Consider the following 15,813-nt stretch of genomic DNA (forward strand, 5'->3'; position numbering starts at 1 on the left):
TTTCTGTTGCCGGAACTTTGTTCTTTCCGGTCTTACCAGTTTATATTCTTCTTCCCGTCCGGAATACTGTAGACCTCCGAAAATGGGATAATCTTTGTTCCGGGATTGTGAATCTCCGGTCCTTCCGCCAGGGTGATCTCCTGGCTGCCCTCGATCTGCCAGCAGGGGAAGACCTTCGCGTCCAGCGTGGCGGAATCGTCACGGGGCATTTCATAATCATAGGCGATGTTGATCCGGTTGATCTCAAAGGATTCGCTGTACAGTTCGCTTTCAGAGCTCTTCTGTTCGTGCGTCGCCGTAAAGAGGCGGACTGCGTCCTGCCACGTGGCGGCGGCTGTCAGCTCATAATCATCGTTCACATGGTCAATAATCCTGTTCAGTTCCAGCAGTGCTGTCCCATCCCCTGTCAGCACGATCCTGACCTGCGGAACGCCCGCGGAACGGATCCCGCTCAGCTCTTGCCGGAAAGTCAGGTACCACGCGCCGATTTCATCCGGGAAGGAATCAAAGCAGTACAGCTTCTGCGCGCCGCTGTAAAACCGTTTCATGTCATCGGTCAGCGCGCGGATCCGGGAAGAAGGAAGCGCTACAGCCCGGTCCATAACCAGGTTTCCGATATGAAGCCTGTCAAACAGGGAATTGCTTCTCTCCAGCGCGTCCTGCAGGGGATAAGGCGCGGTTTCCCGTTCCTCCGCGCTGATCCCGGCATTGTCCAGGTAAGTCAGCAGCTGACTGTAACGTTCATAATCCCTGCTGCCGTAAATCAGTTCCGTGTTTCCCGGGATGGTGAGCTCACTGTCATCCTCATACCTGTAGTGATACCAGTCATCCCCGGAGCCGGATTCCGACTGGATATAATCCGATTCTGTCACTTTGCCCGGGTTGAACATCTCGGGCGTATAGGCCCTTGTGTTCCGGAAGGTTACGGTATAAAAGCTCAGTTCCTCAAAACGGTCATCAATCTCCAGGTGGTCCGCGGCGGTGATATGCTCCGGGAGCGGAGTGGGCAGAACCTCATCCGCACGGGCAAAGCCCGAAGCGGACAGCACAAAAACGGCCAGCGCGCAGGCAGGCAGCCTCCTGAACAGGATCTTCCAGGAATCCGCTTTCCTCTGACGCATAGCCATTCTCCTTTCGAGGCTGTATGGCAGTTACAATACAAGCTGTACGTACATATGTATTGTAACCATGTTTTGGAAAGCCGTCAAGGGTTTTGAACCCTCTGGTTGTTTGTATCCAGTACTTTATTTTCAAGCCTCCCATCCTTTCTATCCGCTCCTTTGCGGATCGGTTACCTGGAATCTCATACGTAATCGTTTACGGGTTACATTTGCTGTTTCTTGTTGCGTTTTTATTCTTTATGTAACCATTTCCCGTCATTCTCCCGGAATTCCGCAGGTAAAAAAAGAACGCGCAGAATCTGCGCGTTCCCTGTATCAGTCGTCTTTATCAGATTTTCGGCAGCCGGGCACGGAAGGCTTTCAGCTCATCATCCGTGGGAATATAGTCATCCATCTGGCCGTTATGGAACTTCTCGTAAGCCACCAGGTCAAAGTAGCCGGTGCCGGTCAGGCCGAAGAGGATGGTCTTCTCCTCACCGGTTTCCTTGCACTTCAGTGCCTCATCGATGGCAGCGCAGATAGCGTGGCTGCTTTCCGGCGCGGGCAGGATGCCTTCGGTGCGGGCGAAGGTTTCAGCCGCTTCGAACACCTTGGTCTGGGGCACGGAAACCGCCCGCATCAACTTGTCATCATACAGCTGGGACAGGATCGGGCTCATGCCGTGATAGCGCAGGCCGCCGGCATGGTTCGGGGCGGGGATGAAGTCGGAACCCAGGGTGTACATCTTTGCCAGCGGGCACACCATGCCCGTGTCGCAGAAGTCATAGGCGTATACGCCGCGGGTCAGGCTCGGGCAGGAGGCAGGCTCCACGGCGATGAAGTCGTAGTCCGCTTCGCCGCGCAGCTTCTCACCCATGAAGGGAGCGATCAGGCCGCCCAGGTTGCTTCCGCCGCCGGCACAGCCGATGATCGTATCCGGCTTGATGCCGTACTTATCCATCGCGATCTTGGTTTCCATACCGATCACGGACTGGTGCAGCAGAACCTGGTTCAGCACGCTGCCCAGCACGTAGCGGTAACCGGGATTGCCGACGGCCACTTCCACCGCTTCGGAGATGGCGCAGCCCAGGGAGCCCGTGGTGCCGGGATGCTCCGCCAGGATCTTCTGTCCCACCTGGGTGGTCATGGACGGGGAAGGCGTCACGGAAGCGCCGTACACCCGCATCACTTCGCGGCGGAAGGGCTTCTGTTCATAGGAAACCTTCACCATGTAGACCTTGCAGTCCAGCTCGAAATACGCGCAGGCCATGGACAGGGCCGTGCCCCACTGGCCGGCGCCGGTCTCGGTGGTCACGCCCTTCAGGCCCTGCTTCTTGGCGTAATAAGCCTGGGCAATGGCGGAATTCAGCTTGTGGCTGCCGCTGGTGTTGTTGCCTTCGAATTTGTAGTAGATCTTCGCGGGAGTGCCCAGTTTCTTCTCCAGGCAGTAGGCCCGGACCAGGGGAGACGGACGGTACATCTTGTAGAAGTCCAGGATCTCCTTCGGAACGGGATACTCGCGGGTGTCGTTGTCCAGTTCCTGCTGCACCAGTTCGTCGCAGAACACGCCGGAAAGCTCCGCCGCGGTCATGGGCTGATGGGTGCCGGGGTTCAGCAGGGGAGCGGGCTTGTTTTTCATGTCTGCCCGCAGGTTGTACCAGTAGGTGGGCATTTCATTTTCAGTCAGGTAGATTTTGTAAGGGATCTCATTGTTTGCCATGGTGCAGTCTCCTTTCTTTCAGGGCCTTGGCCCGGTTCCCGCTTCTCCCGTCAGTCCGGATGAAGCGGAGGATCGTTGCGGGACGGTAAAAAGAAAACCCGTCCCAGTGTTTTCTGCTGGGACAGGTCTGAATCATCATTCCTGCGGTGCCACCCGGCTTGGCGCTTTCGCGCCCTCCTCGCTGCGTACATTCATACGCGGACCTTTGATCACGGAGGGTCATCTCCGTCTCACATACTCGGTAACCCTTTCTGTTCGCCCTCGGAAGTCCATTCCTTTCCGCTTCCCTGCCGCTTTTCCACCCCCGGCGGCTCTCTGTAAGGTAAGATGTATGGAAAGTACTTACTCTTCTTCAACGGTTTAGCAAAGCATACCACAGGACTTTCCCGCGGCGCAAGGGGCGTGTTTGTTCTTCCTGTGTACTCATGTTAATTCAGAATTAAGAATTCAGAATTCAGAATTATATTTTGTTTTCCGCTCTTCTACAGATCAGACAGTCTCTGTTTCACCCTGCACCCATTTGACCCTTTCTATTATGTAATTATGTATTATTCAAAGCTTTTTTTGTATCGCTCCGGATCTGTCCGGATAAGAACTCAACCTTCTCCCCGTGATTAATTCTGAATTCTGAATTCTGAATTTGCTTGTTGCTTTTTTCTGAAAAGCACAATATAATTGTGCTGAAAATGAATATTCTTTCTTTTTCACATTTTTATTGTGCTTCTTGCGGGTGACGCGCGCTCTGCGGGCGTGGTCCCCCGCCTTTATTCCCGGAAACAGGAGAGAGGAGATCATTATGGAACAGTCTTTGAGAGAGTATGCCGGCTGGGCTGAGGAAGAAGCCTGCATCCCGGGGGAAGACCCGGTTGAGGAAATGCTCCGCGCCCGGGAGGATGAAAAGCGCTGCCCTGTCCAGGCCTGGCTGGTTCCCGTTGTGGACGATATGGACCGCTGCATCCGGGAACGCTTTTCCACCCTCATCCTTCAGGAAATGAACGCCCGTCTGGCTAATGGCGAACTGAGTCTCCTCCTCGGAAACGCCGCCGTATCCGAGAGGATCGCCCCGCGGGACCTGGAAATCGGCACCATCACCTGTTGGCGGCTGAACCGCACGGATTTCCTGGCGGATGTGGACCTTTCAGTTTCCATGACCGTTGAAAAGGAAGGGCGGGACATCGCCGGCCGTTTCGGTTTCTGCCTGGGGCTCTGGTTCTGCACGGAAGAGGGTTTCAGCTGTGAGGTGCAGGAACTGCACCTGGCGGCAGACAAGCCGGACCGCAGTTTCTGGAAGCTGGACCGCTTCCTGGTACCGATCCTCCGGGAGGACGAGATCGAGTCCGGGGCGGAGCGCCTGTGGGAAAACCTCCTGCCGGGCATAAAGGATCCGAAGGACCGTACCGCCCGGATGCTTGCGGAAAAGCTGGGCCTGGAGATCCGGGAAATGCGTCTCCACTGCCAGAACCGCACCCGCAGCATCCTTTTCTTCCGGGAAGGAACAGTGCTTGTCCAGGATGAAAAAAAGCCCGGGGAGGAAGACTTCCCTCTCCCGGTTTCCCGCCAGGTTCCGGCCAACACCATTGTGATCAATACCGCCGCCCGGTCCGAATGCCGGGACCTGGATATTCTCCATGAATGTATCCATTATGAGTGGCACCTGCTCTTTTACCGTCTCCAGAAGCTGATGAGCACCAACCCGCTGGAAATCCGTTACCGGACTGTCCGCAATTCCATCGGCCGTCCCGCCAGTGATCCCCTCCGCTTCATGGAACACCAGGCACGGAGCGGCAGCATTGCCCTGCTTCTTCCCCAGAACCTGATCCGCGGTAAAGCGTGGCGCCTGTTCCAGCAGGCCAGCACCTATCCCTCCGTGGAAGGCTATATCAATCACCCGGGGTTCCGCTGGGACCGAGTCATCCGCCGCCTTTCGGATGAATACGGTGCTCCCCGCACCACCCTTCGCCGCCGCCTGGTTCAGCTGGGTCACCCGGCTGCCCGCGGGGCCGTCAATTATGTGGACGGGCGGTATATTACGCCCTTTGCCTTCACCGAGGAGCATTCCTCCCGCGGCCAGGCAACCCTTGTCATCAGCCGCAAAGCCCTGACGGACCTGTACCACCGCAGCAGCGAATTCCGCCAGCTCATGGGCCGCGGGGATTTTGTCTACGCGGACGGCCATGTCTGCATGAATGATCCCCAGTTCCTCCGTCCCACCAAAGAAGGCGCCCGCCTGACGCCCTGGGCCAACGCCCACGCCGATGCCTGCTGCCTTTGGTTTGAAAAGGTCTGGCTGCGGGAGAACGAGGAGTCCGTCTGGCTCTTCGGCACCCTGAACAGCAATGAGGATTACGTCCGTGAATACGACCGTTTCCTGGACCGCCGGCTGAGTCTGACTGCCCGGGAACGGCTGGCCCGGCGCAACCGTCTCATGCAGTCCATGCCCAATGATTTTCCGGACGCGCTGGTTTACCTGATGGAAAACCGGGACGGCGGAAAGGTCACCCTGGAAGAGCTGGCCGCCCTGGCCCATGTCTCCAGCAAAACCGTCAGCCGCTACCGCGGCGGTATGCGCTCAGGGTATAATCCGGATGTGGTTGTGGCACTGTGCATCGCCCTTCACCTGCCGCCCTGGCTTTCCCGCCTGATGCTGGACAAAGCCGGTTTCTCCATCAAAAGCTATGGTCCCCGGGGACATTACGGGGAGATCCTGGACTGCTGTTTCATGGACACCATTCCCGAGGTGCAGGAATATCTCCGTGCCGCCGGATACCCGGAGCTTAAACTCCAGGAGGATTAAAAAACGGGTCCGTCAGGACCCGCTTATCTCATCGCCGTATATACAGCAGCCTTGTCTTCCGTTCTCCTTTACATGATACAGGGCCGCGTCCGCCCGGTGGAACAGCTCCTGGGAATCTGTGATGCTTTCGTCGCCCACCGCCGCGCCCACGCTCATGCTGACAGCCGGTGAACCGTCAGCGGTATCGGCCAGCGCCGCGTTCACCTGGTCCACCTTCCTCCGGATCAGCTCCTCGGGATGATCCTTCAGGTGAACCATGAACACCGCGAACTCATCTCCACCGATCCGGCAGATATAGTCATCCGAACGGAAGTTTTCCGTCAGCACCCGGGAGATCTTCTTCAGGGCCTCGTCCCCGGTCTCATGGCCGGAAGTATCGTTGATCTCTTTAAAGAAATTCACATCCAGGATCAGCAGCGCCGTGGTGGCAATATCCACGTTCGCGCGGATCAGCTCATAGCCTGCCCGGTTGTACACGCCTGTCAGTTCGTCATGGGAAGCCTTGAAGCTCAGGCTTTCGATGTTCTTCTTATAGGTGTGGTACATCCTGTTATAGGTTTCCGCCAGGTACCGGAATTCCTGTGCTCCGGTCACCGGCAGTTTCTCATCCTTCCGGATGTGGCCGACCGCCTTCAGCAGCGGCACAACCCCCAGGTGGGAGAACAGCCAGAGGATCTTGAAGATACAGATGCTCTGCACAACCAGCAGGATGATCATCCATTTCAGGGAGCGGTCTGTCCATGCCTGCATCTCATCCCGGACTTTCTGGGTGCTTCCGGTCAGCGTGTCAACGCATTCCTGCATGTTTTCACGGATCCGACTCTTCTGCGCGTAATACTCCGTATCATGCATCATCATCCGGGCCTTGTCCACCTTCGCTTCCGCGTCCAGCGCCAGGTCCTCTTCAGTCAGCTGAACATCCTGCAGGGCTGCGGGGATATCCGTGTCTCCTGCCGCGTCCAGCATCAGCCGCATGGCATAGTATTCCCGGCTCATCAGCTCCATGGATTCCTTCATGGCTGCCTGCAGCTGCCCGAGGGCCGGGGAATCCGGAGCGTTGCGGAACATGATCGCCAGGGCCCGTTCCCGGCGGCGGTCTGTTTCTGCCTCCCGGAAATAATTGTCCAGGTGTGTCCGGTCGCTGATCACGGTATAGCGCTGTACTTCTTCCGTCAGGTAGTCGGAAGCGTCCATCAGTGCGTCCGCGGCCGAGGCAAGCTCAATATAATCCCCTGTCGCCTCGGAAAGGCCGCGGAAAGCTTTCACTGTGTTGAAGGTGGTATACAGCAGGGCTGCCGTGACGATCAGCGAAAAGAAAAGCATCAGGAAAGAGAAGCGTCTCAATGATACGCCTCGTCCCTGTCCTTTTCTGAACGACAACACAGCTTATCTCCCCACTATTCTTTTTATAACGAAAAAATGCCTCGCTGTATTTTACCTTGACCCTTTCCAGTGTGTCAATGTATAATTTTTTTATACTTTTTCCTGTTTTTTACGGAACTTTTTTCCAATCCTGTCGTCATACATCATGAAACCACTTTTGAAAGGAGTTTTTTTGTCATGCGTAAACTGATTGCTTTGATCCTGGTTATGGTTCTTTCCCTTTTCACCTTCTCCGCCCTGGCGGATTCTTCGATCGTCGTCACCGGAACCGGTGAAACCTACATTCCTGCCGATACCGCCGTTGTTTCCCTCGGCGTCAGCGCCCGGAACGCGGACGCGCTCAAGGCCCAGTCCGAAGTCAACGAGGTCATTGCCCGTATCCGTGCCGCGCTGACCGATGCCGGTCTGAAGGAAGAAGACATCAACACCGGATATGTCAACCTCTACGGGGTCTATGACTACAGCGGCTACGAGGAAAAGCTCACCGGCTACAGCGCTTCTTCCAGCCTGGCCGTTCTGGTAAAGGATATCAGCCGTGTCGGGGAAGTAATCGACCTGGCCTTCGGCGCCGGCGCGAACATGCTGGACGGCGTTTCCTTCTCCGCTTCCGATGATTCAGCCGCCCGGGCGGAGTCCCTGAAGGCCGCCCTTGCGGAAGCAAAGGAAAAGGCGGCTGTCCTTGCGGAAGCCGCCGGAATGGGCGAACCGGAGATCGAGTCCATCCAGGAAACCGGATTCTTCACCTATGACAACGGAACCAATCGTTTTGTCACCAAGGCTGCCGGTGCCGTTGAAACTGATGCCGCCACCATCATCCAGGCGGCTAAGATCTGCGTCTCCGCCACTGTTACCGTTACCTTCAAAACGAAGTAAACAGGAGAAGCGTAAAAATACCTCCTGCCTCCTACTTCCTACCTCCTACCTATTGACTCTCATCATGCATTTTTTCTCGTCTGAACTTTTTCTTTTACAGAGTCAATTATATACCTTCCGCCAACTTCGCCGCTCCGTCCGAAGTTGGCGATTGTTTTCTCCCTGATCCCCCTGATCCTTTCGCCGAAGCTCTCATCCTCCAGCAGCCCGCGGATCTTTTCCGCCAGTCCGGGGATCTCCCCGGGGTTCACCCGGATACCCACCTGGTCCCGCAGGGTAAATTCCAGCGGAGCCACGGTGATCTTTTCATAGTCCGGGTTGTTGATCTTCGGCGGCGTATCGATAAACACACAGGGCCGCTCTGTGACCATCACAAACTCGTAGGCTGTACCGGACCAGTCGCTGATCACCGTATCCGAATCAAAGATGGACGTGTTGCCGGTAAAGTCCAGTTCGAAGAACAGGTCCCCGCCCTCATAATGTTCATACCGCTTCACGATGGCATCCATCCGGTCCCCGTAGCGCTTCACGTATTCCGGATGCGGCCGCACCGTCACATCAAAGCCCCTGCCCAGCAGCTCCTTCAGCAGGTCGTCTATGCAGCTGTCCAGGATATTGTCCGCCTGCCAGGAAGGAGCGATCAGCACCTTCGGCCGAACCCGCTCTGTCCGCGGCGCTGCCCGGTACGCGTCATACAGCTTTTCCAACTGGCCGTATCCGCAGGCGATCAGCTCCTGTTCCGGATCACCGAAAAGCTTTTCTGTCTGACGAATCTCCTCAAACTGGAAATCCCCGACGCACAGGATCGCGTCATAGTGGCGCAGGGCGCCGGTATGCAGCACCATATGGGTGCTCAGCGGATAATGGAATACGTAAACATATTTGATGTTTTTGCTGTAATAGCTGCGCTTGTACTGGTAGTTGCCCAGGTCGGACATGGTCATAACCATCACGTCCGCCTCCAGCTTCATGAACAGTGTGATCAGCTTTTTCTGCCCGATATAGTACGGAACGATCCTCGTTTCCTTTTTCGCGATCTCAAAAATCTGGTCGTTGGGATCACCGGTCACATAGTGTATGGTCAGTTTGCTGTTTGCCAGGATATAGGCGATGATCCGCTCATAATACTTATAGAACCCGCTGCTCTCGGAATAGAAAACCAGGTGCTTGTTCCCCACGGAGAAAAAGCGCTTGTAGTCCGCTTTTTCCCGGTGCTTATCCTCCCGGCTGCGTACGGTTTCCCTGCCGGTGTTGGTATAGGCAGCCAGTTCCTGCCGGGATTTCTCCAGGTCAGCCCAGTCGATCTCCTTCTCCGGCGGCCGTATTTTGTTCAGCACCACCTGCTGCAGAATGGTGAACAGGTTGCTGAAGATCCAGTAGAAGCCCACTCCGGCGGGCACCGTGAATCCCAGCACCAGGCTGATGCCGACGGAAACCGCCATGGAGGAAAACTGGGCCGCTTTGCCCTGGCTTTTCTGAAGCGGATTCAGCCGGTTCTGGCACAGGCTCAGGATTGTTGCCGCCAGGCCTGCCAGCACAGGGATCAGCAAGTGAATGCCGCCGGCCGCGGAAGGCGTCGCGGAAAGGTCAAAGCCCAGGAAACGTGTGTTCAGGTCCGGCTGCCGCAGCCACACGTCCGGATGATAGATGATCTGGACCAGGCCGATCAGCAGGATCACCTGAACCGCCACCGGGATCACGGTGGCGAAGGGGCTGTAATGTGCTTTTTTATACAGAAGGGCCTGTTCATCGGCCACCTTGTCCGGGTCGCCGAAATATTTGACCTTCAGCCGGTTGACCGCCGGTTCCAGGCGGACCATTTTAATGCCGTTCGCGTGCACCCACAGGGATACAGGCAGCAGGACCACCTTGGTCATGAGGGTAAACAGGATCACAGCCAGGCCGTAGTTGCCCGTCACGCTGTAGGCGATCCTCATCAGCCAGCCAAGCGGCGCGCAGATTAATTGCATGTTTCTTCTCTCTTATCCGTGATCAAAGGTCTTCCAGGTCGTCGCTTTCGTCCTTCGAAGCTTCTTCCTTGCCTACAACTTTATTGATCTTCTTCTTGGCCTTGCGCCAGTAAATGGATACGCCCGCGGCAATCGCCACCACCAGGCCGATGGCCGCCTGGATGATAAAGGTGGTGGTGCTGGGATCGATATAGGCGCTGGCCTGGTTCGGTGTCATCACCATACAGAATACGCAGTAAAGCACAAGCAGGAAAAGCGACGTTCCTTTTTTCATGGTCATTGCTCCTTTTCGGCAGTTATCATTCAATTTGTTGCGTCTATTTTACCAAAATTTTCCCTTGTTGACCATCGCTTTTTTCTTCCTGTTCCGGTTTTCTCCCTGTTTTTTTCCTTCCCGGCGGACACAGCCTGTCCTGTTCCGCCCGCCGCCTTTGTTTTCATGACTCTCTGGATCCCCCGACAGTCCGTTTCCGTCTTTCCGGTGATCCCTGAACCGCGTTTTTCCGTTCCCGGGCGTTTCAGAATGGACAGCCTGTGTCCCTGTGTTTTCCCTTTTCCGGCGCTATGGTAATGCCGACGAAAGGAGGAAACACAATGGACATTTATAATCATGAACATTATCCCGATCCCACCGCTTCCGAAGCCATTCATACCGTCATGTCACACAACCGGGAAAAGGCGGAAGCGGCGGACGATAACGGCTGCCTGCGGCTCATTGAGGATGTCATCCGCCAGGCCATTGCGGATCACCTTCATGCCCTGAGCAGGCTGCCCGATTCTGAAGCCCGCAGGCAGCTGGCGGAAACCGAGGCTTTCTTCCGTTCGGAAAGATTCCGCCGGCTCACCCATTTTGACGGTGAGAAGGTGCTCAGGATGCTCCGGAAGGAGCGGGATCGTGAATGACTGTCCGTGAATGCCTTGAAAGGCCCGGAAAGATCCGGCAGGCGATCAGCATCCGGCTCATGCGGATCGAAATGCTGCAGAAATACTCCGTGCGGTTATCTTCCGGCCTGAACCAGGTCCGCGTAAAATCATCCCCCGATCCCACCCGGATGCAGGCCCTGCTTGCGGAAGCCGCTGACGAGGAAAAGGAAGTTACCCGCCTGGAAGCGGAACTGTCGCAGGCTTCTTCAGAAGCCGCCATTCTCATTTCAAGGCTGCCGGACATGGAGATGATCCGCCTGCTGGAGCTTCGTTACCTGGAGTGTCAGGGCTGGCCGGAAACCGCGATGTCCCTGAACCGCAGTCTCAACGGAGCTTACAAACTGCACCGGAGGGCACTGGATCTGCTTCAGCGGGTCCTGGCATCATGCGGTGAAAGAAAATAAAAGCGTGGATTCTTTCCGGTTTTCGGGTATAATGGTTTTGCAGGAATGAACACAACTGAATGACTGAAAGAAAGGATACGATTATGCCGGAACCATTCAGGCCCAATCCCCTCCGTCTTGCCTTCGGCCTGATGCGCCTGCCGAAAAACGCGGACGGAAGCATCGACATCCCCCAGGTCTGTGAAATGGCTGACCGTTTCATTGCCGCGGGCGGCACCTATTTTGACACCGCCTACGTCTATGACGGCGGCGACAGCGAAAAAGCCTTCAAAGCCGCCGTGGCGGATCGTTATCCCCGGGACACCTATACCCTGGCCACCAAGATCCACGCCACCATCGGCGCGACCGATGAACAAAGCGCCAAGCAGGAATTCCGGACCAGCCTGGAGCGCACCGGCGCCGGTTTCTTTGATTACTACCTGCTTCACGCTCTCCAGGTTTCCACCCATCAGAAATACGATGACTACCGCCTTTGGGACTTTGTAAAGGACCTGAAGGAGAAAGGGCTGGTCCGCCACTGGGGCTTCTCCTTCCACGCGGATCCCGCCCTGCTGGAAAGGCTGCTGGATGCCCACCCGGACACGGAATTTGTCCAGCTGCAGATCAACTATGCTGACTGGGAAAACCCCGGTGTGGCCTCCCGCCGTAACTGGGAGATCTGCCGCGAGCGCGGGATTCCGGTAATGATCATGGAGCCGGTCAAGGGCGGCATCCTGGCCGACCCCATTCCGGAAGTGCGGGCGGTGTTTGACGCTTACGGCGCGGATGTTTCCTATGCCAGCTGGGCCCTGCGCTTCGCTGCTGGGCTGGAGGGCGTTCATGCCGTGCTCAGCGGTATGAGCAACCTGGCCCAGATGGATGACAACCTGAAAACCATGAAGGATTTCCGCCCGCTGGACGAAAAGGAAATGGAACTGATCAGCCTCGCCCGGAAAGCGCTGGATGAAGACAAGTCCATCCCCTGCACCGCCTGCCACTATTGTACCAAGGGCTGCCCGATGAACATTCCCATCCCGGAGATCTTCAACGTGATCAACCGCCGGAAAGGCAGTCCCGAGTTCCGCACCATCCGGGAATACAGCATCGTAACCGCCGGCCGCGGCCTGGCAAGCGACTGTGTTTCCTGCGGGCGGTGCGAGCGGGCCTGTCCCCAGGGGCTGCCTGTGATCACCCTGCTCCGGAAGTGCAAGGCCGAACTGGAAAAATAAAACCTGCCAAAAAGAATCAGCAGCCGGGCAAACCCGGCTGCTGTAGTTTTATCTGTCCCTTGTCAGTTGGCGTGGATCTCACACGGCGTCCCTGTATAGTATTTGGTCAGGAACTGGAAGCCGTTGATCGAATCCAGCGCGATGGCGAACGCCGCCGTCTCCTCCCAGAATGCGGCCGGAAGGGTAACTTCCACGTCTTCCTCCCCGTGAAGGATCATCGTCATCTCCGGCAGGGCTGTTTCCTGATCCGCCGTCTTCGTTCCGGCGTATTCCACCGCCTTGGCAAGCAGGCCCGCAAAGAACGTGGCGTTGCTGATATCCTTGCCCAGCATGATCATGGCGTCCTCCGCCGCTGTTCCGTCTTCCTTGGTCGCGGTCCAGTCCGGCGTGGTCACATCCAGGAACCGGTATTCCATCCCGTCCAGGATGAAGGAAACCGTGCTGATATTCAGGTGCTTCGTACCGCGGTAACGGATCCAGATCCGGAAGGCGGCATGCTCAGCCTCATCCGCTGTATAGTCCGAAACCATGATCTCCGGATACACCGTGCTGAAATAGGTTTCGCTGTCATAGGGAGTCATGAAGGCGCGGTGTTCCGCCGTCTCCAGGGTTTCAATAAAGGCGGAGTTTCCCCCCTCCGGCTCCATAAACCGGAAGAAGGAAGCGTTATCCTTAAAAAACCGGATATTGAAGTTTTTATTGTCCGCCGCGGCACAGCCGATGGAAAGCACCAGGGCCAGTGCCAGCGCAATGATTCTTTTCATGGAAACCTCCTTGTGCCGCTTACCGCTGCAGGCGGATCCTGCGTCTTTCCTCCGCCGCGGCGTATTCCTGTTTTTCCTCCGTTGTTTCCGGAACGAACGGGGGAACCGCGGCGGGCTGGTCCTGCTCATCCAGGGCCACAAAAACCACATAAGCCCGGTTGATCAGTTCCCGGCTGCCGTCCAGCCGTTCCACCATACTGTCCACCCGGACCTCCAGGGAGGTTCGTCCGGTCCAGGTCACCGTTGCCTCCTGCACCACCGTGTCGTTCAGGTACGCCGGCTTCAGGAAGTTCAGGTTGTCAATGCACACCGTTGTCACCGCGTGCCCGGTATAGCGGCGGGCCGCCACAGCGCCCACCACGTCGATCCACGCCATGATCTGTCCGCCGAAAAGCCTGGGTTTGGCATAGCCGTTGCAGTGCTGCGGCATCACGATCTGGACAGCCGTTGTTTTTTCTGCCATTTTTCGTTTCCTCCATACCGTTGTTTCCCTTTGGAAACGCTGATATTTTTATTTGTTCGCTTTTCTTCCTTCCGGGCCTCCCGTATAATGAAAAGGAGAAAAAGAAGGATGAAGAGGGTTATGACGGATATTTACGCGGAGCGCTACAGGGATCTTTCACAGGAAGCGCAGACCTGCTGTCTCACCGGGCATCGGGTGATCCCTCCGGGAGAAGAGAAAAAGATCATGATCCGGGCGAAGAACATCCTCCTCCGGCTCATCCGGGAGAAGAACGTCCGTTTCTTCGGCGTGGGCGGGGCGGTTGGTTTTGATATGCTCGCCTCAGAATACCTGCTGGACCTGAAAGCCCATGACGAACACCAGATCAAGATCATCTCTGTCCTGCCTTATCCCGCCTGGCGGGAAACCGAAGACTGGACAGACAAGCTCCGTGCCCGGGAGGAGAAGATCCTCCTTGGCAGCGACAAGGTGGTCTACGTCCGTAACGAATATGAAAAAAACGTCTTTCTCCTGCGGGACCGAAAGCTTGTGGACTGTTCCGCCTGGTGTGTCAGTTACTGCAACCGGCCGCGCACCGGCACAGCCTATACGGTCAAATACGCCCTGGATCACGGGGTGAAGGTCTATAACGCCAGCAGCTTCAGTCTCCGGAACCTGGTCTGACAATCTCCCCTTTACGGACGGAAATCGTCCGGCATCGGGCCTTCATCGTCCTTGTCCCGTCCGCTGCGGATCAGCAGGACCACAAGGCCGATGCAGGCCGCGGCAATCCCCAGGCGCTTCAGGCCTTCCCAGATGAAAGGAAAAAAGCCCAGCGTGCCGACGCAGTACACAGCCGCGACACTCAGGGCGATGATCAGGATAAACCTTACGATCAGCCACAACGCGCCGCCGAATACAGAAAGAATATCCTTGATCATCCCGCAGTCCTCCGGTTTCTTTTCAGTCCTGTAAATGAAATATTATCATAAAGCCGTTTTCATCTCAACCGCCGGGCTCATGCCCGGCGGCTTTCGTTCTGCCCTGTTCCAGCCTCACGGCATCCGGGAGATCAGCGCCTGTCCCTCGGTTTTCAGCCACTTCAGGGGCTTCCGGTATTCCGGCAGGATCCGCTCCACCTCCGCCCAGAACCGCGGGGAGTGATTCAGTTCCCTCCGGTGGCACAGTTCATGGACGATCACATAGTCCATCACGTCTTCCGGGCACCGCAGCAGCATGCAGTTGAAATTCAGGTTTCCCTTCGCGGAGCAGCTGCCCCACAGTGTCTTCTGCTTTTTGACGGTGACCCGTCCATAGGTCACACCGACCTGCCGGGCCCATTCCGCCACCCTGGCCGGGATAACCTTCCGTCCCAGCTTCACCAGGTCCTCCAGTTCGCCTTCGGAAAGCTTCGGCACCTGCGCCCGGGCGCTGACCTTTTCCAGCGTCTTTTCGATCCACGTTCTTTTGCTGTCCAGTACCCGCCGGATCTCTGCCTCCGATGTACGCAGCGGCGCCCGTACGGTGATCCCGCCCCCGTCGTCGATCCGGATCCCGATGGTTTTCCGCCTGCAGCGGATCACCTTCACTTCCCAGGTCTGCATCCTGTTCACCCGATTTCCTGTTCCCATTCCTTCAGAAACTGTTCCATAAACGCGTGGCGGCTTTCCGCCATTTCCTTTGCCTTTTCCGTATTCATCAGGTCCTTCAGCAGGAGCAGTTTTTCATGAAAATGGGCAATGGAGTCTTCCGGTGTCCGGCTGTGCTTTCCGCCGTAGGCAAACGTCCGGGCAATGCCGATGGCCCCGATGGCATCCAGCCGGTCCGCGTCCTGGATGATCCGTCCCTCAACGGTTTCCGGATGCTTTCCCCTGTTCTTGCTGAAGGAGACTGAATTCACCGCCTCGCAGATCCGGTCTGCCGTTTCCCGGTCCACGCCCTGTGCTTCCAGGAAACGGCGGGCGTTGGCGTTGTTTTCCGTGTTGAACAGCTTGTGGTCATCCGCGTCGTGGAGCAGGGCGCCCAGGGAAACAACCAGCCGGTCTGCTTCCGGCTCCGTTTCCGCGATCAGCAGGGCGTTGCGGTATACCCGCATGGCGTGCTCAAATCCATGCCCGTCCGCGTTCTCCGCAAACAGCTCCCGGATATAGTTGATGGCTTCATCGATCATATTCCGCATAGGCTCAGTCAGTCCTCAGATCGTCATTTTTGTTTCATCATATCACGGAACA

Annotated in this window: 17 protein-coding genes; 6 read left to right on the top strand and 11 right to left on the bottom strand. The window is 56.6% G+C overall.

What is annotated here, in order from left to right:
• Nucleotides 1-32: 32 nt before the first annotated feature.
• Complete coding sequence (locus JYE50_RS09545) at nt 33-1,121, bottom strand: hypothetical protein (RefSeq protein WP_084095309.1); 1,089 nt, start codon at nt 1,119-1,121, stop codon at nt 33-35.
• Nucleotides 1,122-1,449: 328 nt separating this feature from the next.
• Nucleotides 1,450-2,820 (bottom strand): TrpB-like pyridoxal phosphate-dependent enzyme, encoded by a 1,371-nt coding sequence (locus tag JYE50_RS09550; protein ID WP_084095310.1) that lies wholly within the window; start codon nt 2,818-2,820, stop codon nt 1,450-1,452.
• A 796-nt stretch (nt 2,821-3,616) separates the two neighbouring features.
• Here JYE50_RS09550 and JYE50_RS09555 point away from each other — a divergent pair.
• Nucleotides 3,617-5,614, top strand: coding sequence for a helix-turn-helix domain-containing protein (locus JYE50_RS09555; protein ID WP_084095311.1), 1,998 nt, complete (start codon nt 3,617-3,619; stop codon nt 5,612-5,614).
• 12 nt (nt 5,615-5,626) lie between these two features.
• On the opposite strand, the gene JYE50_RS09560 is transcribed toward JYE50_RS09555, so the two are convergent.
• Complete coding sequence (locus JYE50_RS09560) at nt 5,627-6,994, bottom strand: GGDEF domain-containing protein (protein WP_143763577.1); 1,368 nt, start codon at nt 6,992-6,994, stop codon at nt 5,627-5,629.
• A gap of 180 nt (nt 6,995-7,174) precedes the next feature.
• On the opposite strand from JYE50_RS09560, the gene JYE50_RS09565 reads away from it, so the two are divergent.
• A complete protein-coding gene (locus tag JYE50_RS09565) occupies nt 7,175-7,870 on the top strand; it encodes an SIMPL domain-containing protein (RefSeq protein ID WP_084095313.1) in 696 nt (231 codons plus the stop codon).
• Nucleotides 7,871-7,932: 62 nt separating this feature from the next.
• On the opposite strand, the gene yidC is transcribed toward JYE50_RS09565, so the two are convergent.
• From yidC to JYE50_RS09580, 3 genes are read right to left on the bottom strand one after another with little or no spacing between them, the layout of a single operon-like run.
• Nucleotides 7,933-9,840: a membrane protein insertase YidC gene (gene yidC, locus JYE50_RS09570; protein WP_084095314.1), complete on the bottom strand. Its 1,908-nt coding sequence runs from the start codon at nt 9,838-9,840 to the stop codon at nt 7,933-7,935.
• A 22-nt stretch (nt 9,841-9,862) separates the two neighbouring features.
• Nucleotides 9,863-10,114, bottom strand: coding sequence for a hypothetical protein (locus JYE50_RS09575; protein WP_084095315.1), 252 nt, complete (start codon nt 10,112-10,114; stop codon nt 9,863-9,865).
• 29 nt (nt 10,115-10,143) lie between these two features.
• On the bottom strand, nt 10,144-10,281 hold the full coding sequence (locus JYE50_RS09580; protein ID WP_179138274.1) for a hypothetical protein: 138 nt from the start codon (nt 10,279-10,281) through the stop codon (nt 10,144-10,146).
• A 153-nt stretch (nt 10,282-10,434) separates the two neighbouring features.
• Between JYE50_RS09580 and JYE50_RS09585 the strand changes: the two genes are divergently transcribed.
• The 3 genes from JYE50_RS09585 to JYE50_RS09595 are packed head-to-tail and all read left to right on the top strand — an operon-like array spanning nt 10,435 to nt 12,376.
• Nucleotides 10,435-10,743, top strand: coding sequence for a hypothetical protein (locus JYE50_RS09585; RefSeq protein ID WP_084095316.1), 309 nt, complete (start codon nt 10,435-10,437; stop codon nt 10,741-10,743).
• Nucleotides 10,740-11,168, top strand: a complete 429-nt coding sequence (locus tag JYE50_RS09590) for a hypothetical protein (protein WP_084095317.1) — start codon at nt 10,740-10,742, stop codon at nt 11,166-11,168. The genes JYE50_RS09585 and JYE50_RS09590 overlap by 4 nt, the downstream gene beginning before the upstream one ends.
• Before the next feature lie 59 nt (nt 11,169-11,227).
• A complete protein-coding gene (locus tag JYE50_RS09595; RefSeq protein ID WP_283399174.1) occupies nt 11,228-12,376 on the top strand; it encodes an aldo/keto reductase in 1,149 nt (382 codons plus the stop codon).
• Nucleotides 12,377-12,438: 62 nt separating this feature from the next.
• Here the strand turns inward: JYE50_RS09595 and JYE50_RS09600 are convergent, their stop codons facing one another.
• Together JYE50_RS09600 and JYE50_RS09605 are read right to left on the bottom strand one after the other, a co-directional pair.
• A complete protein-coding gene (locus tag JYE50_RS09600; RefSeq protein WP_084095318.1) occupies nt 12,439-13,140 on the bottom strand; it encodes a hypothetical protein in 702 nt (233 codons plus the stop codon).
• Nucleotides 13,141-13,159: 19 nt separating this feature from the next.
• Nucleotides 13,160-13,603, bottom strand: a complete 444-nt coding sequence (locus tag JYE50_RS09605) for an acyl-CoA thioesterase (protein WP_084095319.1) — start codon at nt 13,601-13,603, stop codon at nt 13,160-13,162.
• Nucleotides 13,604-13,711: 108 nt separating this feature from the next.
• Between JYE50_RS09605 and JYE50_RS09610 the strand changes: the two genes are divergently transcribed.
• Nucleotides 13,712-14,266, top strand: a complete 555-nt coding sequence (locus JYE50_RS09610; protein WP_084095320.1) for an SLOG family protein — start codon at nt 13,712-13,714, stop codon at nt 14,264-14,266.
• A gap of 11 nt (nt 14,267-14,277) precedes the next feature.
• Here the strand turns inward: JYE50_RS09610 and JYE50_RS09615 are convergent, their stop codons facing one another.
• From JYE50_RS09615 to JYE50_RS09625, 3 genes are all read right to left on the bottom strand, one after another.
• On the bottom strand, nt 14,278-14,523 hold the full coding sequence (locus JYE50_RS09615; RefSeq protein ID WP_084095321.1) for a hypothetical protein: 246 nt from the start codon (nt 14,521-14,523) through the stop codon (nt 14,278-14,280).
• Between the two features lie 114 nt (nt 14,524-14,637).
• Nucleotides 14,638-15,186 (bottom strand): M48 family metallopeptidase, encoded by a 549-nt coding sequence (locus tag JYE50_RS09620; protein ID WP_084095593.1) that lies wholly within the window; start codon nt 15,184-15,186, stop codon nt 14,638-14,640.
• 5 nt (nt 15,187-15,191) lie between these two features.
• On the bottom strand, nt 15,192-15,761 hold the full coding sequence (locus tag JYE50_RS09625; RefSeq protein ID WP_283399175.1) for an HD domain-containing protein: 570 nt from the start codon (nt 15,759-15,761) through the stop codon (nt 15,192-15,194).
• Between the last annotated feature and the right edge of the window lie 52 nt (nt 15,762-15,813).

Source organism: Aristaeella lactis, from assembly GCF_018118585.1.
In the GTDB taxonomy this organism is placed as follows: domain Bacteria; phylum Bacillota; class Clostridia; order Christensenellales; family Aristaeellaceae; genus Aristaeella; species Aristaeella lactis.

Bases quoted from the DNA above. Each gene is read 5' to 3' on its own strand.
- JYE50_RS09555 (WP_084095311.1), top strand. From the start codon at position 3,617: ATGGAACAGTCTTTGAGAGAGTATGCCGGCTGGGCTGAGGAAGAAGCC.
- JYE50_RS09620 (WP_084095593.1), bottom strand. From the start codon at position 15,186: ATGCAGACCTGGGAAGTGAAGGTGATCCGCTGCAGGCGGAAAACCATC.
- JYE50_RS09590 (WP_084095317.1), top strand. From the start codon at position 10,740: ATGACTGTCCGTGAATGCCTTGAAAGGCCCGGAAAGATCCGGCAGGCG.
- JYE50_RS09545 (WP_084095309.1), bottom strand. From the start codon at position 1,121: ATGCGTCAGAGGAAAGCGGATTCCTGGAAGATCCTGTTCAGGAGGCTG.
- JYE50_RS09585 (WP_084095316.1), top strand. From the start codon at position 10,435: ATGGACATTTATAATCATGAACATTATCCCGATCCCACCGCTTCCGAA.
- JYE50_RS09625 (WP_283399175.1), bottom strand. From the start codon at position 15,761: ATGCGGAATATGATCGATGAAGCCATCAACTATATCCGGGAGCTGTTT.
- JYE50_RS09550 (WP_084095310.1), bottom strand. From the start codon at position 2,820: ATGGCAAACAATGAGATCCCTTACAAAATCTACCTGACTGAAAATGAA.
- yidC (WP_084095314.1), bottom strand. From the start codon at position 9,840: ATGCAATTAATCTGCGCGCCGCTTGGCTGGCTGATGAGGATCGCCTAC.
- JYE50_RS09565 (WP_084095313.1), top strand. From the start codon at position 7,175: ATGCGTAAACTGATTGCTTTGATCCTGGTTATGGTTCTTTCCCTTTTC.
- JYE50_RS09615 (WP_084095321.1), bottom strand. From the start codon at position 14,523: ATGATCAAGGATATTCTTTCTGTATTCGGCGGCGCGTTGTGGCTGATC.
- JYE50_RS09580 (WP_179138274.1), bottom strand. From the start codon at position 10,281: ATGAAAACAAAGGCGGCGGGCGGAACAGGACAGGCTGTGTCCGCCGGG.
- JYE50_RS09610 (WP_084095320.1), top strand. From the start codon at position 13,712: ATGAAGAGGGTTATGACGGATATTTACGCGGAGCGCTACAGGGATCTT.
- JYE50_RS09600 (WP_084095318.1), bottom strand. From the start codon at position 13,140: ATGAAAAGAATCATTGCGCTGGCACTGGCCCTGGTGCTTTCCATCGGC.
- JYE50_RS09605 (WP_084095319.1), bottom strand. From the start codon at position 13,603: ATGGCAGAAAAAACAACGGCTGTCCAGATCGTGATGCCGCAGCACTGC.
- JYE50_RS09595 (WP_283399174.1), top strand. From the start codon at position 11,228: ATGACTGAAAGAAAGGATACGATTATGCCGGAACCATTCAGGCCCAAT.
- JYE50_RS09575 (WP_084095315.1), bottom strand. From the start codon at position 10,114: ATGAAAAAAGGAACGTCGCTTTTCCTGCTTGTGCTTTACTGCGTATTC.